The organism is Aeromonas sp. QDB39, assembly GCF_027707585.1.
Lineage (GTDB): Bacteria > Pseudomonadota > Gammaproteobacteria > Enterobacterales > Aeromonadaceae > Aeromonas > Aeromonas hydrophila.
In genome coordinates, this window is sequence record NZ_JAPCIV010000008.1 from 1 (window position 1) to 19319 (window position 19319).

Genomic DNA, 19319 nt, shown 5'->3' on the forward strand with positions numbered 1-19319 from the left:
ATTGCTTAATTGCTTAATTGCTTAATTGCTTAATTGCTTAATTGCTTAATTGCTTAATTGCTTAATTGCTTAATTGCTTAATTGCAGATCAAACTTTAAATTTTCTTCAGGTGCGTTAAATGAAAGTTTTATTAGTTGGAGACTACAGTGGTGTTCATTATAATCTATGGGTGGCATTGAAGGCATTAAATATAGATGTAACACTTATTTCTGATGGTGATGGCAGCAAGGAAATCCCAACGCAGTTGAGCTGGCGAAATAGTGAGAAAAACAGTAAGTTTAAAAAGTATATTGATAGTCACGGTATAAATTTTTTATCTCTAAATAGAGATATTATTGAATCATGTAGAGGTTTTGATATTGTACAAATCGTTAACCCTGTCATATGTGAAAGTTTAAGTTCTAAACTTAACTTGGATTTTTTCTCTTACCTAAAGATTAATAATAAAAAAGTATTTATGTACTCTGTCGGTGATGACCTAAGATGGGTGTCTTATCATCTTTTTTCAAATAAAACAAAGAGTATGTTTAATGATAAGAGAGTATTGATATCTAGAGAGTCATTTCATCCTTTAAGATATGTTCTATACCCAGGTTACAGAAAGTTGTGTAAGCGTGTATATTCCGACGTGAATGCAATTATACCAGGCTCACTAGACTATTACTTATCTAACAAAGGATTCGATAATGTAACAAAAATAGTCCCTTTCCCACTTGATATTGGTGCATTACCCTATAGAAGAAAGGATAGCTATGATAGTTTTACATTGTTTCATGGAATCCAAAAAGGAAAGAGACTTAGAAAAGGGTACAAAGTATTTGAAGAGATTAAAAAAATCGTCTCAGATAATAAAAAGATAAAAGTAATCAATGTGGAGTCTGTTCCATATAGCAAATATGTTAATTTGTTAGCAGACTCTGATATCGTATTTGATCAATCAGTATCATATGATCAAGGTATGAATGCGGTGATCGCAATGGCTATGGGGAAAATAGTGTTTTCTGGTTTTGAGAAAGAGTTTTATGAATATTATGATTTAAATCACGAGTGTGGAATTAATGCTAACTCCAACCTGGATGATATGTTGAATGAAATGCTAAATATTACAAATGATCATGCAAGATTTGAAAAAATGGCTATTTCTGCAAGAAATTTTGTTCTTGATAAGCATGATCATATTAAAGTAGCCAAAGAGTTTATTGAAATATGGAACTGTTACTAATATATAGTATATATTCTATTACTCTAAGTCTATTTATTCTGAATTGTTTCATCAAAATAGACAGTAAGATTGTTTATGTATTCTTGTTACTGTGCTTTACATTCGCGGCATTTAGAGGTGATTTTTTTCCTGACTACTCTGAATATGTTTCGATATATAATGGGATTTGTAGTTCTAATAGTATCAATGTCATTTTTGACAATTCTCTACATGGAGAAATAGGATTTAAGTTAATCAATTACTTAACCTGTGATGCTAACTCCGCGTTACCAATGTTTGTATTAATGTCATCTTTTTCATTTTTGCTTTATACATTAATATGTAGTCGTTTTGACATCAATCCGTTAATATCTTGGGTGATTTATTTTCCATACGCTTTTTTGCTGAAAGATATGGCGCAAATAAGGAATGCAGTAGCATCATTACTTATTGTCTATGCGCTTTTAAATGTACAGAGACTGAAGTCTATATTTATTATATTCTTTTCCTCACTTTTTTTCCAAACGTATGCTTTGTCTGCACTCCCTTTTATAAAAAGTGCTTTAAGCCGAAGGAAAAAAATATTTTATATATTAGCGACTTTAATGCTATTAATGATGCCATCACTAGCATTTACTGACTTGTTGGTACTTGGTATAGGAACTCATGATGTAGCTCGGTATGAGCAAACAGAATACATAAATGGAAATAGTAATATTCAAAAATTCAAGAGCGCCTTCATTTTTATCGCATTAATGTTCTTTTCTTTTAAGTGGTATTATACTGATAATAGGGTTAGAGCTTTAATAGTGGGATATTTTGGCGGCTTTTTTTATTATGTTATTTTTAATAATGTTCCAATTATATCTCAGCGGTTAGGCGGTTATTTGACAGCCGTCGAGCCATTTTTAATATCATTGCTCTATACACATATTATGTCTATGGGGAATAGAAAAGGTGAACTTCTCATTAAAATTTCGTATTTCATTTTTATTATAGGTTTATCTTTTGTTTATTTTTATACAAATATGACGACTAGAGAATTTCTAATAAATTTGAAAATGTAGGGTGGGTAAATGAATTCAAAAGTTTCAGTTATAATTCCTTGTGGTTCTATTGATAAGTACTTTGAGTCAGCATTAGATAGTATTCTTTGTCAGACATATAGAAATATTGAAGTATTGGTTATTGCGAATGGATTATGCGATGAAGATTTGATTCTATTGCAAGCGTGTTGTTCCAAAGATAACCGCGTCATAGTACATAGCACAGATATTAGAAGCCTCATTAATGCCTTGAATATGGGGATACACTATGCTTCTGGTAATTATATAGCTAGGATGGATTGTGATGACATTAGCCTACCTACGCGCTTAGAGCGTCAGATTAAGTTTTTTAATAACAATCCAGAATATGCTGTAGTTGGTTGTCGAGTCTCTTTAATTGATAGTAATGGTAGTATTCTGTCTAAAAAATTTAAGTTTGTTGAGTGTCATGACCAAATTAAGAGAATCACACCAATTCGAAATGTAATGTGTCATCCTGCTTTAATGTTTAAACGGAGTGATCTTATTAAGATAGGGGGTTATAAGTTTGGCTTTATGTCAGAAGATCATGAACTATTTATTAGAATGCTCAATTTTGGTATGCGTTTTCACAATATAAATGAGACTCTTTTTTGTTACCGGAGGCATGAGGGGCAAATCACGTCATTTAATAAAGCATGGCGTCATTTTATCGAAATATCTTCCTTTCTATATATGCATGCGTGTTTAGAAAAGAAATTGAAATATGTGATTGGTATAATTGTATTATTCCCCCCACTGAGGAAGATAAAATCAATTTTTGATAAGATATCTATCAAAGAGAATCAATGATGTTAAATAATAAAGTCGCTATTTTACTTGCAGCATATAATGGTATAGAGTGGATAGATGAGCAACTAAATAGCATTTTGTTGCAAAAAGATGTTATAGTTACTATTTTCATAAGTGTTGATCTTTCATCAGATTGCACATATGAGTATATCAATGATAAGTATAAAAATGAAAATGTGATAATTTTGCCATATGGTAAAAAATTTGGTGGTGCAGCTAGTAATTTTTTCAGATTAATTGTTGATGTTGATGTTGATGCCTTCGACTATATTTCATTTTCAGATCAAGATGATGTTTGGCATAATGCTAAATTAGCAAGTGCCATACATAGATTATCTGATTTTGACGCATATTCTAGTAACGTAACTGCATTCTGGTCTGATGGTAGGGAGTGTTTAATAAATAAGTCTCAACACCAAGTTAAATTTGATTTTATGTTTGAAGCTGCAGGGCCCGGCTGTACATACGTGATTAGGCGAGATGTCGCGATAAAGTTCAAAACATGGCTCATTGAGCGTTATGATAAAATAAACTACGATATTGCACTTCACGATTGGCTTATTTATGCATTTTGTCGTCATTTTGGTTATCGTTGGTTTATTGATCCTAGACCTGGGATGCGTTATAGGCAACATGCGAATAATCAGGTAGGAACCAATAACAGTATCGGTGCTGCCAAAAAAAGGTTGTTGTTGATAAAAAGAAAGTGGTACCGCAACCAAGTCACCAAGATTGCAGAACATCTGGAATTAAAAAATCTTTCAATGGTTAAATATGGATTAAATAAAGGGTATATTGGTAATTTATACCTGCTTTTTAATGTTAATCAACTCAGACGCAGGTTGCGAGACCGAATTGCTCTCTCTTTTGCTCTCTTGTTCAATATCTTTTAAACGGTAAGGTTGAAAATGATTTTACTAACTGGAGCTACAGGCTTTGTTGGGCAGGCTGTATTAGTGCAGTTATTGCGTAGGCAAGAGTGCGCAATTCGGACCTATGGCCGCCGTGCGCCAGTCGGCTTGCATTGTAATGCCGCGCAAAATACTCTTCATATCAACGGTGACTTAAGTGATGGTGCGGATTTTTCTGCCGCCTTGACTGATATTGATGTAGTTATTCATTGCGCAGCCCAAGCTCATGTTATGAAGTCGTCTTCTGATCAAAGTGATGATCTTTATTGGGCCGCGAATGTCGAAGGAACGTGCAATTTGGCACGTCAATCTATTGTTGCTGGTGTGAAGCGTTTTATTTTTATCAGTTCAGTTAAGGTCAATGGTGAATCTACCACTAATAATTCACCTTTCGGCCATACTTCTCTACCTGCGCCAGAAGATGATTATGGTCGTTCGAAACAAGCGGCAGAAGAGGGGCTGCGTAGTTTGGTGGTTGGTACAGGTATGGAGTTGGTAATTATTCGCCCACCTTTGGTATATGGGCCGGGTGTTAAAGGCAATTTTCGTTCATTGCTTACAGTGGCTGAAAAAAATCTGCCGTTACCTTTGGGGGCTATTAATAACCAACGTAGCATGGTAGCTCTGGATAATTTGGTCGATCTGATTATGACCTGCATTACCCACCCTCATGCTACCAATCAGACCTTTTTGGTTAGTGATGATCAGGATGTATCAACCACTCAGTTACTTGAGAAGATGAGCCGTGCTGCGGGTAAATCTCCGCGTTTATTGCCGGTGCCAATGAGCTGGTTACGATTGGCAGGCAAGCTAACGGGTAAGCAGGCGGTGATTGAGCGGTTGTGTGGTAATCTTCAGGTCGATATCAACCACACCAAAACAACATTGAGTTGGCAGCCACCGATATCGCTGGAGGAAGGGATTAAACGCTGTTTTATTGAGGATAAAGAAGGATGTTGATTCGAGCGCTTGATTTTTGTGCAGCATTTTTTGGCTTGTTATTGCTTTGGCCTATTTTGTTGGTTGTCACCTTGATCGGCCTGTTTGATACCGGTGCGCCCATTTTTGTACAAGAACGGGTCGGGCGTTACAAAAAGCCATTCAGGCTGATTAAATTTCGTACCATGTCGGTCGATACCCAGTCGGTGGCGAGCCACTTGGCTAACACAAGTTCGATCACCAAGCTAGGGGCCTTTTTACGCAAGACTAAAATTGATGAACTTCCACAACTCATCAATGTAGTTAAAGGTGAGATGAGCTTGGTTGGGCCCCGACCTAATCTATTTAATCAGGAAGAACTAATCAAAGAGCGTGATGCTTTGGGTATTTATGATGTATTGCCTGGTATTACAGGTTTAGCTCAGATTCAGAATATTGATATGTCTACACCAGCATTGTTAGCCAAAACTGATCGTGAAATGATTGATTCATTAAATATTGAAAAATACTTTCGCTACATACTGATGACCGCAACAGGCCGTGGCAGTGGTGATGCAATTAAAAATAAATAAATATGTATTTATACTGGGATAAATCATGGTGGATCTTTTTTTAGGTATCTCTCGTTTCTATAAGCGACTAATCAGTGTATTTGCTGACTCGATATTACTGTCAATCGCATACTGGGGTGCGTTTGGAGTTCGTCTTGACGCAGAGGCGCCATTTGACGATGTCAAATATTGGCATGTCCTGGCATTGCTTCTCCCTGTGACTATTTTCATATTTATGAAATTGGGTCTTTATCGTGCCGTATTACGGTATGTGGGATTTAAAGTACTATGGACTGTGTCATTGGGGGTAGCTCTGTCTGCCGTCATGTTCGTCATGTTGGCTTTCTTTCTTGCCGTACCTTTGCCAAGAACAGTCTCTCTTATTTATTTCTCATTTGCAGTGCTATTGGTTGGTGGGGTTAGGCTTTTCTTCAGAATGGCCATTCACCGTGGAAAACATACCCGTATTCCGGTTCTAATATATGGTGCCGGAGCATCTGGACGTCAATTACAGATTGCCTTGAATCAAGGGCAAGAATTTTATCCTGTTGCATTTGTCGATGACGACAACTCCTTGGTTAACGCTGTTATTCAAGGCGTCAGCGTCTATAGCTCTGAAAGTATAGCTAATTTGATTTCCCAGTTTGAGATTAAGAAAATATTGTTAGCAATGCCCAGTGCATCTAGAGCTCGCCGTCAAGAGGTTATCAATCATTTAGAGCACTTTCCATGCGAGGTACTCTCTATCCCTGGCATGGTGGACTTGGTCGAAGGAAAGGCTCACATTGATGAATTGAAAGAAGTCTCTATCGAAGATCTGCTAGGTAGGGATCCTGTTGATCCGATCCCTAATTTGATGAACGCCAACATATCTGGTAAGAAAGTCATGGTTACCGGAGCGGGGGGTTCTATCGGTTCGGAATTATGTCGACAAATCATTCGCTGCCGACCTGAAAAATTGGTCCTTTTTGAATTGTCAGAGTATGGATTGTACGCTATTGATAAAGAGCTAAGGGAGTTATGTATAGCTCAGAGCCTTGATGTTGAAATAATCCCTCTGTTGGGCTCTGTACAAAGAATGCATCGCTTACAAGCCGTAATGCGTTATTTCCAAATTCAAACTGTTTATCATGCCGCGGCTTATAAGCATGTTCCTTTGGTTGAATATAATGTTGTTGAGGGGGTTCGTAATAATGTTTTTGGTACCTTGTACAGTGCTCAAGCGGCTATCTCGGCAGGAGTGGAGACATTCGTCTTAATTTCTACTGATAAAGCAGTACGACCAACTAACACTATGGGAACGACCAAGCGGTTGGCTGAGTTGGTGCTTCAAGCCCTTGCAGCTGCGCAGTCTCACACTCGCTTTTGTATGGTGCGTTTTGGCAATGTCTTAGGTTCTTCCGGATCTGTTGTGCCTTTATTCCGACAGCAAATCCGCTCTGGTGGGCCGCTTACAGTCACTCATCCTGATATCACTCGATATTTTATGACAATTCCTGAAGCTTCTCAGCTGGTGATTCAGGCAGGAGCTATGGGAGAGGGGGGCGATGTATTTGTGTTGGACATGGGGAAATCAGTCAAGATTATAGATTTAGCGTATCGCATGATACGCCTCAGTGGTTTGCGTGTTAGAAATGAACAATTTCCCGACGGTGATATCGAAATTAAAATTACGGGGTTACGACCTGGCGAGAAGCTTTATGAAGAGTTGTTAATTGGTAAGCAAGTCGAAGGGACTGCACATCCGCGTATAATGAAAGCATCTGAGCAGATGCTCAGTTGGTCTGAACTTCGGGCATTTTTAGTGGATCTCGACAGCGCTTGTCATCAGTTTGATCACGAAAAAATTCGCGAACTCTTACTGGCTATTCCTGCTGGTTTTTCACCAACAGACGGTATTTGTGATCTTGTGTGGCATGCAAGAATCACAAGTCATGGACAGTTAAATAAACCGACATCAACTAATATAGATTTTCTTTATTCAGATTCATCACTACCTATGCAATGAATATTATGGTCTAATCGGTGATAAATAATAATATTGTTGTTATGCGTTTTTCACGTGGAGTTTTAGCTTGGGCAACTTCATGTTGAACTTTCACCGTTAAAGTTGTTTTAATGATAGTTTGTTTTTATCATCGACTAACTATCCAGTTGGATTGTTATTTGCAATCCATAAGCGAACTTTGATTAAATTTTCATATCGGCAGGCATTAAACATAATGAATAAAATGAAAGGACTGTGTTTATCATCAGCAGCTTTGATTGGAACGGTAGTCGCTGCACCACAAATAACACCAGAGATGATGGCGAAATTTAAGCAGTTATCTCCTGCCCAGCAGCAGGCATTGGCTGCACAGTATGGTGTCGATACTTCTCAGTTGGGCGGGGGGGCAGGACAAAAAAGTAGCGTTACACCGGTTAAGACTGCGCCGGTAGCCGCTCCTCGCGAGGTTGATTATAGCCAAACTTCCCAGCGGCCTTTGGTGGCCGGTGTTGCGCAAGAGGGAACGTTACAGCCTTTTGGTTACAGTGTTTTTGCTGGTGAACCTCTAACAGATGCTCCGGTGGTCGATATGCCGGTGGCAGATGATTATGTTATGGGGCCTGGTGATGAAATTCGGGTTCAGCTTTATGGCAAGGAAAATGCGACTTATACCCTCGCAATAGGGCGGGAAGGGTTTATCGATTTCCCCTCGCTGGGGCCAATAGCTGCTTCCGGGCAAACATTCCAGCAATTGCGCAGTGAGCTTGAGAGCCGAATTAAAGAGCAGAAGATTGGGGTTGAAGCCTTTATCAGCTTCGGAGCTCTGCGTACCATGCAAGTATTTGTCATGGGTGATGCTTATCGCCCCGGGGCTTATAATGTTAATGGTATGGCGACTGTGACTCAGGCTCTGCAGGCTGCAGGTGGTATTGATACCGTTGGCTCATTGCGCAAGATCCAGGTCAAGCGTGCTGGTAATAAAGTCATTGATGTTGATCTTTACAAGATGTTGGTTTGGGGGGACACCAGTCAGGATATTCGGTTGCGCTCTGGTGATACGGTCTTTGTCCCAGCCAAGGGCAATGAGGTGAGTATTGATGGTCTTGTCAAACGCCCTGCTATTTACGAGCTGAGTGGTCCCGCTGCTCTGAGTAATGTTTTGGGATTGGCTGGTGGGATGAAAGCCTCGGCACTGAATGAGGTGTCAGTCACTCGTTATGGTGAGAGTGGTATGCGGGTTTTCAACCTGAACTTGTCAAGTCAGCATGACCGCCAGTTTGTCGTTCGCGATGGTGATAAAATTAATGTCAAGCCAAGCACCACAGAATACAGTCAGGCTGTTGTAGTGAAAGGTGCAGTAGTCCGTGATGGTGTCTTTAGTTTTGAGCCTGGTATGCGGATCAGTCGTGTGTTGCAAAGCGCTGAACGCGACCTGACTTCGGTGACAGACCTCAACTATGCCTTGGTTGTGCGTGAAATGGATGCTCAGCGAAATATTGAGGTGCTGCAATTCAATTTGGGGCGTGCATTGCAAATGCCTGGTGGGGAGGATGATATCCGCTTACAGCCGCGCGATCAGGTGTTGATTTTTAGTAATGATGCAACAGATAGATTGAAGCAAGTGGCTAATAGTCACCCTTCTTCCGAGGGACTTAACCAGCTGACTCGGCAACGAATTCAGCAGCAAGCTGACGCCGTAGATAATAGTACTGGTGCCGATGTTAAAGTTAGTGAAATTAGTAAACAGGACAAAATGACTTTGTCGAAGGTGTCCGGTTCAACAGAGACCGAAGCAATGGTCGGTGCTTCTCGTCAAGCTTTGCTATCCCCAGTTCTGGAGCGTTTGAAAGCGCAAGCTGCCCAAGGTAAGCCGGTGCAGATTGCCGAGGTGCGTGGCGAGGTAAAATATCCGGGGATTTATCCTTTAACGCGATATAGCCGCACTCATGATTTGATCTTGGCTGCTGGCGGTTTTAATGAAAAGGCCAATATAATTGAGTTATCCCGTGTCAACGAGCGCGGCAATGACATCTCGATTGAAAATCAACGGCTGGATTTGGCTACGGCAAATCGGGTGACCGGTTCGCCATTGGTTCAATCCAAAGATAGCCTGAATGTATTACCGCATCCTCAATGGCGTGAGGAGGCAACTGTTCAAGTCTTTGGCGAAGTCAAATTTCCGGGGACTTATACTGTTCGCCGTGGCGAAAGTTTGCGTGATTTGATTCAGCGGGTCGGTGGTATTACGCCCTATGCGAATCCAAATGGGACAGTGTTTGCCCGTGAAGCGCTGCGCAAGCAGGAAGCTGAACGTCTTGAGTTGTTGCGCGATGAATTGAAACAAGAAATTGCAACAATGACGTTACGTCGGCAATCCAGCATTGCAAACTACAATAGCTCTCCTGCTGAGGCTATGACAGTTGTTAATCAGCTGGAAAATACCAAAGCAATTGGTCGTATGACGATTGATATGCCTGCTATTTTAAGCGGTGAAAAGAATGCCGATGTCATGCTACAAGATGGCGATAAGGTTTACGTGCCGGCCTTGCAGAATGTGGTATCAATTCAAGGGATGGTACAGTTTCCCTCTACTCACATTTATGACGGTGAGTTGAGTATTAAGGATTATCTAAGCCGTGCCGGTGGGACCAAGAAACAAGCGGATACGGATCGTATCTATGTCATAAAAGCAAATGGCAGTGTCATGTTGCCTGGTGATAGCTGGTTTGGTGGTCGGAAAGGGTTGGAGCCTGGTGACAGTATTATCGTACCTGTGGATTCTGACTATCTTGATAATTTGAGCATAATGACTTCTGCAACCCAAGTCCTCTATCAACTGGGTGTCGCATGGAGTGCAGTAAAATAATAAATGCGCTTGTTTTGTAACTGCTGGGTCAGATATCTATTATTCATGAATCTGACCTATTTAACATCCGGTTTTATATGAAAAACATAAAAGAACAGCCTTTGCTTTCACTGGCTATGCCTCCTGTTGCAGATAATGAGATAGATTTACATGAATTATTAATGGCACTGTGGCGGGGGAAGTTGTGGCTATTTATGACCACTCTTCTCGGTGCTGTAATATCTATTGTTATTGCCATGTCACTCCCTAATGTTTATCGAGCAGAAGCATTGCTTGCTCCGTCATCTGAGCAACAAGGTGGCGGGCTTGCTGCTATGGCTGCCCAGTTTGGCGGGCTAGCCAATTTAGCTGGTATCAATTTGAAGAGTGATAAGGCAGATAAAACGGCGATTACTGTTGAAATAGGTAAATCACGTCAGTTTTTAAGCCACTTTATCCGGGATCACCACTTGGAGGTGCCATTAATGGCAGCCTCAAGGGCAGACAAGGTAACAGGTGAGCTCATTATTGATGAAGACATTTATGACTTAACCCACAAAAAGTGGGTTCGCGAAGTGCCGAATGGAAAGTCTGTGGAGCCTACGGATTGGGAGCTAGTCGAGGCATTTCGCAAGCTGGCGAGTGTCAGCCAGGATAACAAGTCCGGATTGGTGACTGTTGTGGTTGATTTCTACTCCCCACAACTTGCTAAGCAGTGGGTTGACTGGTTGGTGTCAGATCTCAACGCGACCATGAAAACGCGTGATCAGAATGATGCTATTCGTAACATTACTTACCTTAAGTCCCAGCTTGAAAAGACGCCAGTAGCTGATATGCAGAAGGTTTTTTATCAACTGATTGAAGATCAGACGAAAACGCTGATGCTGGCTGAAGTCAACCAGGAGTATGTGTTCAAAACCCTGGACCCTGCGGTTGTGGCTGAAGAGAAATTAAAGCCCAAGCGTGCGCTGATCGTGGTACTTGGTACTTTACTAGGCACTTTGTTCGGTGTTGTGCTGCTGCTGGGTCGTCACGCTATGCGTCGTAAGGTGGCATAATTGCGGCTTGTGTGGTAGCTATACAAAGCGAGGGTTTGACTCAAACGTACCACGTGATAGCTGGTCAAATTCTCAATTTGGGATTATCCTATATCTTCTTAACTCACTTATGATAAGGAATTTTTGCATGAAAAAGTCAGCTATGACTTTGGCCGCTTTGCTGGCTCTGTCAACTAATGCATTCGCTGCTGAAGAAGTTGCTGCAGGTACTACTACTGGTGGCGCTGCAGGTGGCGCTGCTGGTGGTGTTGCTGCTACTGGCGCAGCAATTGGTGCTACTACAGCCGTTGCCATTGGTGTCGGTGTTGCTGCGGTGACTGCACTGGTTGTTTCTGAAGCTAGCAAAGACAATGCCGGTACTGGCACCAATACCAATACCAATACTGCTACCAAGTAATTGTGAATATTTATTCTTAATAAATAAGGCTACCTTTGGTAGCCTTATTTTTTAGCATTCTTTGTTTCAAACCGAGCTCTGTTGATATGTTTTTCAATCGTCAATTGATATTTTTAGGGTTATTTTTATTAAGTGGATGCTCGGCCACTGGGTCCGATACATTTGCAACACTACGATATGCCGCTTGGGGTAATCCAGATGTTGAGCTGACTGCTGAACAAGTGAACAAGGTCCCCTACGCTAGTGCCTATCTGCAAGTAGGTGATAACCCACAAGCATTTGTAGTATTAGCATTTGTTGATCCAGATAGTTCCCTTACCTGGATTGGAGCAGACAGTAATATTTTTGTGACCAAGTATGGACGTATTATCAAGACGGTTGGGCTAGATAATGACCTCTATAGTATTCATGAGATCGGAGCCAGTGCTGATCCTTTGCGTCTTCTCAAGATTTTCATCACTAATGAAGAATGCCGGCAAATCTACCAGCCTTGGTCGTATCGAGGTGAATGGACTAAAGACTATGTAAGCGGCTATCAGGTGCGTGCAAATGTTAATCCTCCTCAAGCAGACACGCTTGTGATCCTCGGGAAATCTTATCAAACTTTGCTCTTTGAAGAACTGATTGATATTCCATCACTCAATCAACAGTGGTTAAACAAATATTGGGTTGATCAACATAATGGCGAAGTGATAAGAACAGAGCAGCAGCTGGGACCTGATATGCCAGTTATTAAAATGACCATTTTGAAGCCATATTTATCATGAAATTGAAAACTCTTTTATCTTTATTATTGCCTACCATTATGGTGCATAGTGCGGAACCGGGTAGTCAAGTAAATGTGCTCTACTCCAATCATTATTTTGCCACAGTGAAGTTATTATCAGGTGCCAGGCTTGCTGATCTTTTAGTGTCCTCACAATTACCATCTGAGACGTACTGGCGCAGTGCGCAGATAAGTCATCCTCAGTCTCACGATAAAATAATAGCAGATAAAATGAATCTGTTGAGTGACTTGAAGGCGTTGCAAGTACAGTGGATGCGTGATGGAAATATGGGCGCATGGGTACAATCTTCACAGCAACTTCTTATTGAGATTGACCGTCTTAATGTTACAGGACGATTACCCATAGCAATTGATCCTGTTATCAATCGTGCTCATGAAGATAAGAATCCTCTGTTATCAGGTGATTACACACTATTCATCTCTCCTCGCAGCCAGTTTATCTATTTTACTGGCCTAATTAATGGAGCCTCCAGACAACTTTTACGCGAAGGCGCTGGTTTGGCCGATTATTGGCAAGCATATTCGCTGTTAGCGGGGGCCGATCTGGCTCAAGCATATCTTATTCAACCAACAGGCGAGGTTTCGCTGGTGCCTGTTGCTGTCTGGAATCAATTGCATCGTGAGCCGATGGCTGGAGCAACATTATTTGTTGGTTTTGATACAGACTTGTTACCGGCCAAGTATAAGAATCTAAATCTTCGTATTGCTAATTTGCTTGCCAACCGGATACCTGAATGATGATGCCAAGAGTAACGTTTATTGCGATTTTCGTAAGTAGTGTTGTGCATGCAACAAGCCCCGCTAATGACCCATATGGCTCATCGCAGAGTGACTTTGGTGGTGTGGGGCTGATGCAGATGCCGACTGCTAGAATGGCAAAAGAGGGGGAGTTTAGCGCCAACTATTTTGATAACGATCAATATCGTCGTTGGTCTATTTCTGTTCAACCCTTTGATTGGTTTGAAGCTACCCTGCGTTATACTGATGTGAGAACACAACTCTATAGTCAAAGCGAAGATTTTAGTGGTGATCAAACATATAAAGATAAAGGGATGGACTTCAAATTCAAACTGATACAGGAGTCTAAATGGACCCCCCAAGTTGCTCTTGGCTTTAGAGATTTGATGGGCACCGGGTTGTTTGATAGCGAATTTGTCGTTGCGAGTAAGCGCTATGGGTCTTTCGATTTCACTCTTGGCATGGGATGGGGCAATATGGCCGAAAGCGGTAATATCAATAACCCATTCTGTGAAATTAAAGATAGCTGGTGTCAGCGGGACCAAGGTGTTTCAGGAAGTGGTGGAAAGTTTGAATGGAATAGCCTCTTCCATGGAGCAACTGCACTATTTGGTGGCGCTGAATATCAAACACCATGGCATCCTCTACGATTGAAACTGGAGTATGATGGTAACGATTATAGCAGAGAGTATGCTGCGAGCTATGGTCCATTAAAGCAAACATCGAAATGGAATGTTGGTGCTGTCTATCGAGTATTTGACAATATAGATACGCATCTGAGTTGGCAGCGAGGAAATACCTTGATGTGGGGGATTACCATGCGAACCAATTTCAATGAACTTAAACCAGTACATATTGATGACTCTCGCCAAAAATATCAGGTTGCAAATGTTCCAGATACGGCGGCACATGTAGACTGGAATAAATTTGCTAGTGACCTGAATAGTAATGCAGGTTGGAAAGATACTGTAATATATCAAGATGATGCTGTGGTAACGATTATTGCTGAGCAGGTTAAATACAGAAGTAGAGCCGAATCTACGCTTCGAACCAGTTTGCTGGCGGCAAATTATTTACCTGAATCGGTACGTAAGGTGCACGTTCTGGATAGCAAGAATGATTTCAAGTTACAAGAAACGACTATCGATTTGCCATCGGTTAGATCTGCTAATGTTACCCAGGTTTTAGGGCAAGAGCATGAGGCGCAGTTTTATACTGGCCCTATTAATAAAGACTATGAGAGTAGTAAAAAAGTATTTCAAGAGAAAAAGAACAAATTTGTATTCTCAATTGATCCCGATTTGAATCAATCTTTTGGGGGGCCTGAATCCTTTTATATGTATCAGCTCGGAATAAATGGTAATGCCAGTTGGCATTTTTCTGAACAGGTATCATTGGATAGTACAGTTTTTATTAATATTGTTGATAATTATGATAGGTTTAATTATAAAAATCCACCCGTCGATGGCGAGGCATTACCTCGAGTCAGAACATGGATTCGTGAATATGTAGATTCATCAGACATTTTGTTAAACAATTTACAACTAACAAATATGCAGCAACTATCTGAAGACTGGTATGGACAAATATATAGTGGCTACCTTGAGATGATGTATGCTGGTGTGGGGGGAGAAGCGTTGTATCGTCCCTATGGAAAGTCTTGGGCCATTGGTATTGATACGAACTGGGTAAAACAGCGTGATTGGTATAATACCCTCAAGATGGCTGACTATGATGTAGTTACAGGCCATCTGACAGGTTATTTGCATTTACCCTATGTTGATAGCGTCTTGGCTAAAATTGCTGTCGGGAGATATCTTGCTGGAGATACGGGTGTGACATTTGATTTTTCAAAACGGTTTGACTCAGGAGTAATGCTTGGAGCTTATGCTACACTGACCAATGTCTCTTCTGAAGAGTATGGAGAAGGTAGTTTTACCAAAGGAATTTATGTCACTATTCCTTTTGACCTGATGCTGATTCATCCGACAACCACCAAAGGCACTATCGGTTGGGTCCCATTGACTCGCGATGGTGGGCAGATGCTGAATCGTAAGAATAGTCTATATGGTGCTACAGAGTTACAATGAGTTTTTATATGAATTTTCGCAAAAATAGCTTAATAACTTCATAGATTAATTTATGGCATTCTTGGTGGGAGCATATGAAGCTTAGTTGTACTAAAAAGATATAAATTTTGTATTTTTAACTTTTTAGTGCTTATAATATTGATCATAAAGCCAGTTATGATAAGCAAGAGAGATATCATGAACAAAGAAACGCCACAGATGCCAACTCAGTGGACAAATCTAGGTGCCGATGAGATTGATTTGCGTGAGCTTTTATCAGTGCTATGGTGCAGGAGAGCTCTGATATTAGCACTCACCTCAATCTTTGCAATTATTGGTATTATATATGCTTTGTATGCTCAACAGATTTGGTCAGCAAATGCTGTGATTAATACCCCTAGTACAAAAGATATACAGCCCATGTTACGAGTCATTAATCGAGCAAGGTTGCTTGGTTTGACGGAGTTCCCTGTCCTTGATAGCACAGCACTTTATAAAGAATTTGTGCGTGAGTTTAATTCTTATGAGAATCGTCGAGAGTTTCTACGAAGTAGCGATTTATTTAAACGTCAAATAGTCTCTAACCAGTTAGATGAGCGTAGTCAGCGTCGTTGGCTTCGTGATTGGGCTAAGTTGATGCTTGCTGAGCCTGTTGATAAAAAGGGAGAAGGCTCAGAAGTATTACTTACAACTAGTGCTGATAATTCTTTAGAGGCATTATCCATGCTTGAGCAATATATCAAACTTATTGTTTATAAGCAAAACCAGCGTGTGCTTAGTGATTTGGTTGAGCTGCAAGAGAGTAAGCTTGAGGAACTCCAATCGAAGTTGTCTATGGCTAAGTCAGACGCAGAAATTAATTTAAAAGATGAAATAAAAAATCTGACATTAGCAATCTCTGTTGCAAAAGCTGCTGGCGTTGAACATCCTTTGGAAAACTATAGTAATAATGAGCGTTTTCCTATCACTCTTGGAGTTAAGGGATTAGAACAGAAGCTTCTTTTATTAAAAAAAATAGAGTTGGCTGTTTATCAGCCAGCTTTAGTTGAGCTGCAAACGAAAATTAATCGTTTGAAAGAGATTAACTTTACTGGCTTAAGTTTCAGGCCTTTTTCCTACACAGATGTTCCTGAGGAACCACTAAATCGTGATAAACCCAAGCGTCCGCTGATAGTTGTGTTGGCCACTTTGTTGGGCTGTTTGTTTGGTGTTGGAGTTGTGTTGGGTCATCATGTTTTTCGTCGACCGTTACAGTCATAATTATTTGTAGTACTCAAAGGAGGGGAGGGTTCCCCTTTATTTTCAACTAAAAAATAGGAACTTTAGGGATTCGGTCAATGGCTTTAATACGAATCATGATGATCCTTTGCGTATTCTATTGGCTGCTGGGCATGCACTTTTTCATGCACAACCCTGGTGGGGCCGGGCTCTATCTGCCGTTCAATGCCTGGGGCTGGGTCTTCGCCAGCCTAGTTATCGGTCTGGGGCTGTGGCAGGTGACACTGCAGCAGCGGTTGGTGTTCTCCTCTTTGCAGGGCTGGCTCTGGCTGGGGGCGCTGCTGCTGCTGCTGCCTATGGCCTATCCTGGCTTTGAGCTGAAAGACTACGCCATTCCCCGTTTGCTGGGGCTGTTTGCCGGTCTGCTGTTTCTGTTCTGTCTCTACCAGTGGCAGCTGGTGCAGGCGTCTCGTGACCGGCAGCTCTATCTGCTGCTGGGCGCGGTGGCCATCGAGGCGCTGCTGGGCCTGGTGCAGTACTACCTGCTGATCCCGGGTAACTGGCTGGGGTATGACACCCGCGCCAACCGCCCCTACGGCATCTTTCAACAACCCAATGTGATGGCGACCTTCATGGCGACCGGGCTTGTGCTGGCCGGCTGGCTGGGACTGCGCGGTAATGCCAACCCCTGGCTCAAGGGGCTGCGCTATGGGGTGATCCTGGCGGCCAGCCTGCTGCTGGTGGCGCTGCAATCCCGGGTGGGGCAGTTGGGGGGCCTGTTGGCACTGCTCCTGCTCGTGCCCGAATTGCATCGTCAGGGGCGGCTGGCACAGGTACTGGGTCTGGTTGCAATCGGTGTCGGGCTGGGGATCGCCTCCCAGTACGGGATCAGCGGTGTCAAACGCGGGCTGGAGGCTTATCAGTCGGGCGGCATGCGTTCCATCTACTGGCCCTATGCCGCCAAGCTGATTGCCCAGTCTCCGTGGGTTGGTTGGGGTTATGGCAGCTTTGAAACCACCTTTTTGCACCACTACATGGCCGACAAGGCGCTGAACCCGGCCATGGTACAGATTGAATACAACCTCGATCACCCCCACAACGAGTTCCTCTACTGGGCGGTGGAAGGGGGGCTGGCCCCCATGATCGGCATGGTGCTGATGGGCGGCGCTCTGTTGTGGCGTGTGCTCAAGGCCGGTTGGGTCAAGGGGGCGGCGCTGCTGGCGCTGGTGACCCCCATCCTGCTGCACACCCAGACCGAGTATCCGCTTTATCACGCCATCGCACTGTGGTGGGCCCTGCTGCTGCTGGTGTATGTGCTGGATGCGGAAGTGGAGGAGGGGCTGCAGGCCTCGGGCCGTGCCAGCTGGCGCGAGTATGTCTATCGCCCCTGGTTGTTGCTGCGCTTCGTGGCCATCATCATTCCCCTGCTGGTGGTGCCCTTCATGCTGACCGCCATTCATACCGCCTGGGTGGTCACCAAGTACGAGCGCGGCGGCTACAAGGAGCCGACCCTGCTGCTCGAGATCGTCAATCCCATGGCCTGGTTGACCCGGGTCGAGTTTGACGTCAACTCGGTGCGGCTGATGGTGGGTTTGCAGGCCAACAATCACGCAGAGCTGGAGGCGTATCTCGACTGGGGTCAGGCGTTTGTGCGCCACACGCCGAGAGCCAACATCTACGCCAACATGGTGATCGCGCTGGATGCACTGGGACGAAAAGAGGAGGCCAGAGTACTGCGCCGCGAGGCGCTGGTGCTCTACCCGGGTGATCCCTTGCTGACCGGCTCGGCCGCCACCTCCGTGGCCACGGCGCTGGAGCGCAAACCCTCGGCCTGATAGCGGCTGTCGAGGCCATGCCGGGCGGGCAGGCTGTGCGATGTTTCATCAACTGCCCCATCGCCTCGCAAAAATGGCGGCCGCTGCTGGACGGCAGAGGCACCATGGCTAAGATAGTGGCCTCAACGTCTTGTTCAGTAGGGAGTATGAAATGGAGTTAGTGCTTGGCCCGTTGGAGGCCCGCGTGATCGGCTGTCTGATCGAAAAAGAGATCTGCACCCCGGATCAATACCCCCTCTCTCTCAATGCGCTGGTCAATGCCTGCAACCAGAAGAGCAACCGCGAGCCGGTGCTGGAGCTGTCCGAGCTCGACATCCGGGCCGTGGTGGATGAGCTGATCCGCAAGCGTCTGGTGGTCAATACCGCCGGCTTCAATGCCCGGGTTCCCCGTTACCAACACCGCTTCTGCAACACCGAGTTCGGCGAGCTGAAGTTCACGGCCCAGGAGCTCGGCATTATCTGCGAACTCTTGCTGCGCGGCCCGCAGACGCCGGGGGAGCTGCGCTCGCGCACCAACCGCCTGTGCAGCTTCGATGACGTGACCCAGGTCGATGCGGTATTGGCCAAGCTCGCCGAACAGGGGCCCTACGTGGTCAAGCTGCCGCGCGAGCCGGGCAAGCGCGAGTCCCGGTATGCCCACCTGTTCAGTGGCGAGGTGGATCTGCAGGCGCTTGCCGAGGCGGCCCCCGCCAGCAGTTATGCCTCGCCCGCAGCGGATCGACTGACGGTGCTGGAGGAGGAGGTCGAGAGCCTCAAGGCGCAGCTGCAGCTGCTGGCCGAGCGTCTGGCGCAGCTGGAAGGCTGACACGCTGACAATATGTCCATCAAGAGGCGCCCAGGCGCCTTTTTTTGTGCGCCTTTTCTGTCATCTCCATCCGGTGAACCCCCTGGTCTCACCTTGCCCC

Annotated in this window: 16 protein-coding genes; all 16 read left to right on the forward strand. The window is 43.7% G+C overall.

Annotated features, from left to right (window positions below):
- The first annotated feature begins 119 nt into the window (after window positions 1-119).
- The 16 genes from PG899_RS06105 (at window position 120) to PG899_RS06180 (ending at window position 19219) form a co-directional block, all read left to right on the forward strand.
- A complete protein-coding gene (locus PG899_RS06105; protein WP_270697244.1) occupies window positions 120-1223 on the forward strand; it encodes a hypothetical protein in 1104 nt (367 codons plus the stop codon).
- Window positions 1208-2269 carry an EpsG family protein gene (locus tag PG899_RS06110; RefSeq protein ID WP_252615993.1) on the forward strand — a complete coding sequence of 354 codons (1062 nt, stop codon included), beginning with the start codon at window positions 1208-1210 and terminating at the stop codon, window positions 2267-2269. The genes PG899_RS06105 and PG899_RS06110 overlap by 16 nt, the downstream gene beginning before the upstream one ends.
- Window positions 2270-2278: 9 nt before the next feature.
- Window positions 2279-3079: a glycosyltransferase gene (locus tag PG899_RS06115; RefSeq protein WP_252615994.1), complete on the forward strand. Its 801-nt coding sequence runs from the start codon at window positions 2279-2281 to the stop codon at window positions 3077-3079.
- The gene (locus PG899_RS06120; protein WP_270697249.1) at window positions 3076-3972 is read left to right on the forward strand and encodes a glycosyltransferase; all 897 of its coding nucleotides are present in this window, start codon (window positions 3076-3078) and stop codon (window positions 3970-3972) included. The genes PG899_RS06115 and PG899_RS06120 overlap by 4 nt, the downstream gene beginning before the upstream one ends.
- A 15-nt stretch (window positions 3973-3987) precedes the next feature.
- On the forward strand, window positions 3988-4950 hold the full coding sequence (locus PG899_RS06125; RefSeq protein ID WP_270697251.1) for a UDP-glucose 4-epimerase family protein: 963 nt from the start codon (window positions 3988-3990) through the stop codon (window positions 4948-4950).
- Entirely contained in the window at window positions 4944-5501 is a 558-nt protein-coding gene (locus PG899_RS06130) for a sugar transferase (protein ID WP_270697253.1), read from the forward strand. Before PG899_RS06125 ends, PG899_RS06130 begins: the two co-directional genes overlap by 7 nt.
- Window positions 5502-5526: 25 nt before the next feature.
- A complete protein-coding gene (locus PG899_RS06135; RefSeq protein WP_080688762.1) occupies window positions 5527-7488 on the forward strand; it encodes a polysaccharide biosynthesis protein in 1962 nt (653 codons plus the stop codon).
- Window positions 7489-7702: 214 nt separating this feature from the next.
- Window positions 7703-10333, forward strand: a complete 2631-nt coding sequence (locus PG899_RS06140; RefSeq protein WP_219279965.1) for an SLBB domain-containing protein — start codon at window positions 7703-7705, stop codon at window positions 10331-10333.
- Between the two features lie 77 nt (window positions 10334-10410).
- Window positions 10411-11370, forward strand: a complete 960-nt coding sequence (locus tag PG899_RS06145) for a Wzz/FepE/Etk N-terminal domain-containing protein (RefSeq protein ID WP_219279967.1) — start codon at window positions 10411-10413, stop codon at window positions 11368-11370.
- Between the two features lie 127 nt (window positions 11371-11497).
- Entirely contained in the window at window positions 11498-11767 is a 270-nt protein-coding gene (locus PG899_RS06150; RefSeq protein WP_080688851.1) for a hypothetical protein, read from the forward strand.
- Window positions 11768-11853: 86 nt separating this feature from the next.
- A complete protein-coding gene (locus PG899_RS06155) occupies window positions 11854-12534 on the forward strand; it encodes a YjbF family lipoprotein (protein WP_162791230.1) in 681 nt (226 codons plus the stop codon).
- Window positions 12531-13292: a capsule biosynthesis GfcC family protein gene (locus tag PG899_RS06160; protein ID WP_080688853.1), complete on the forward strand. Its 762-nt coding sequence runs from the start codon at window positions 12531-12533 to the stop codon at window positions 13290-13292. The genes PG899_RS06155 and PG899_RS06160 overlap by 4 nt, the downstream gene beginning before the upstream one ends.
- Entirely contained in the window at window positions 13289-15382 is a 2094-nt protein-coding gene (locus PG899_RS06165; RefSeq protein ID WP_080688854.1) for a YjbH domain-containing protein, read from the forward strand. Before PG899_RS06160 ends, PG899_RS06165 begins: the two co-directional genes overlap by 4 nt.
- 177 nt (window positions 15383-15559) lie before the next feature.
- The gene (locus tag PG899_RS06170) at window positions 15560-16621 is read left to right on the forward strand and encodes an LPS O-antigen chain length determinant protein WzzB (RefSeq protein ID WP_080688862.1); all 1062 of its coding nucleotides are present in this window, start codon (window positions 15560-15562) and stop codon (window positions 16619-16621) included.
- A gap of 77 nt (window positions 16622-16698) precedes the next feature.
- Window positions 16699-18414, forward strand: coding sequence for a PglL family O-oligosaccharyltransferase (locus PG899_RS06175; RefSeq protein ID WP_024944807.1), 1716 nt, complete (start codon window positions 16699-16701; stop codon window positions 18412-18414).
- 151 nt (window positions 18415-18565) lie between these two features.
- The gene (locus tag PG899_RS06180; protein ID WP_024944808.1) at window positions 18566-19219 is read left to right on the forward strand and encodes a YceH family protein; all 654 of its coding nucleotides are present in this window, start codon (window positions 18566-18568) and stop codon (window positions 19217-19219) included.
- Window positions 19220-19319: the final 100 nt, after the last annotated feature.

Coding starts and splice junctions, on each gene's coding strand:
- PG899_RS06105 (WP_270697244.1), top strand. CDS start 120: ATGAAAGTTTTATTAGTTGGAGACTACAGTGGTGTTCATTATAATCTA.
- PG899_RS06110 (WP_252615993.1), top strand. CDS start 1,208: ATGGAACTGTTACTAATATATAGTATATATTCTATTACTCTAAGTCTA.
- PG899_RS06115 (WP_252615994.1), top strand. CDS start 2,279: ATGAATTCAAAAGTTTCAGTTATAATTCCTTGTGGTTCTATTGATAAG.
- PG899_RS06120 (WP_270697249.1), top strand. CDS start 3,076: ATGATGTTAAATAATAAAGTCGCTATTTTACTTGCAGCATATAATGGT.
- PG899_RS06125 (WP_270697251.1), top strand. CDS start 3,988: ATGATTTTACTAACTGGAGCTACAGGCTTTGTTGGGCAGGCTGTATTA.
- PG899_RS06130 (WP_270697253.1), top strand. CDS start 4,944: ATGTTGATTCGAGCGCTTGATTTTTGTGCAGCATTTTTTGGCTTGTTA.
- PG899_RS06135 (WP_080688762.1), top strand. CDS start 5,527: ATGGTGGATCTTTTTTTAGGTATCTCTCGTTTCTATAAGCGACTAATC.
- PG899_RS06140 (WP_219279965.1), top strand. CDS start 7,703: ATGAATAAAATGAAAGGACTGTGTTTATCATCAGCAGCTTTGATTGGA.
- PG899_RS06145 (WP_219279967.1), top strand. CDS start 10,411: ATGAAAAACATAAAAGAACAGCCTTTGCTTTCACTGGCTATGCCTCCT.
- PG899_RS06150 (WP_080688851.1), top strand. CDS start 11,498: ATGAAAAAGTCAGCTATGACTTTGGCCGCTTTGCTGGCTCTGTCAACT.
- PG899_RS06155 (WP_162791230.1), top strand. CDS start 11,854: ATGTTTTTCAATCGTCAATTGATATTTTTAGGGTTATTTTTATTAAGT.
- PG899_RS06160 (WP_080688853.1), top strand. CDS start 12,531: ATGAAATTGAAAACTCTTTTATCTTTATTATTGCCTACCATTATGGTG.
- PG899_RS06165 (WP_080688854.1), top strand. CDS start 13,289: ATGATGATGCCAAGAGTAACGTTTATTGCGATTTTCGTAAGTAGTGTT.
- PG899_RS06170 (WP_080688862.1), top strand. CDS start 15,560: ATGAACAAAGAAACGCCACAGATGCCAACTCAGTGGACAAATCTAGGT.
- PG899_RS06175 (WP_024944807.1), top strand. CDS start 16,699: ATGGCTTTAATACGAATCATGATGATCCTTTGCGTATTCTATTGGCTG.
- PG899_RS06180 (WP_024944808.1), top strand. CDS start 18,566: ATGGAGTTAGTGCTTGGCCCGTTGGAGGCCCGCGTGATCGGCTGTCTG.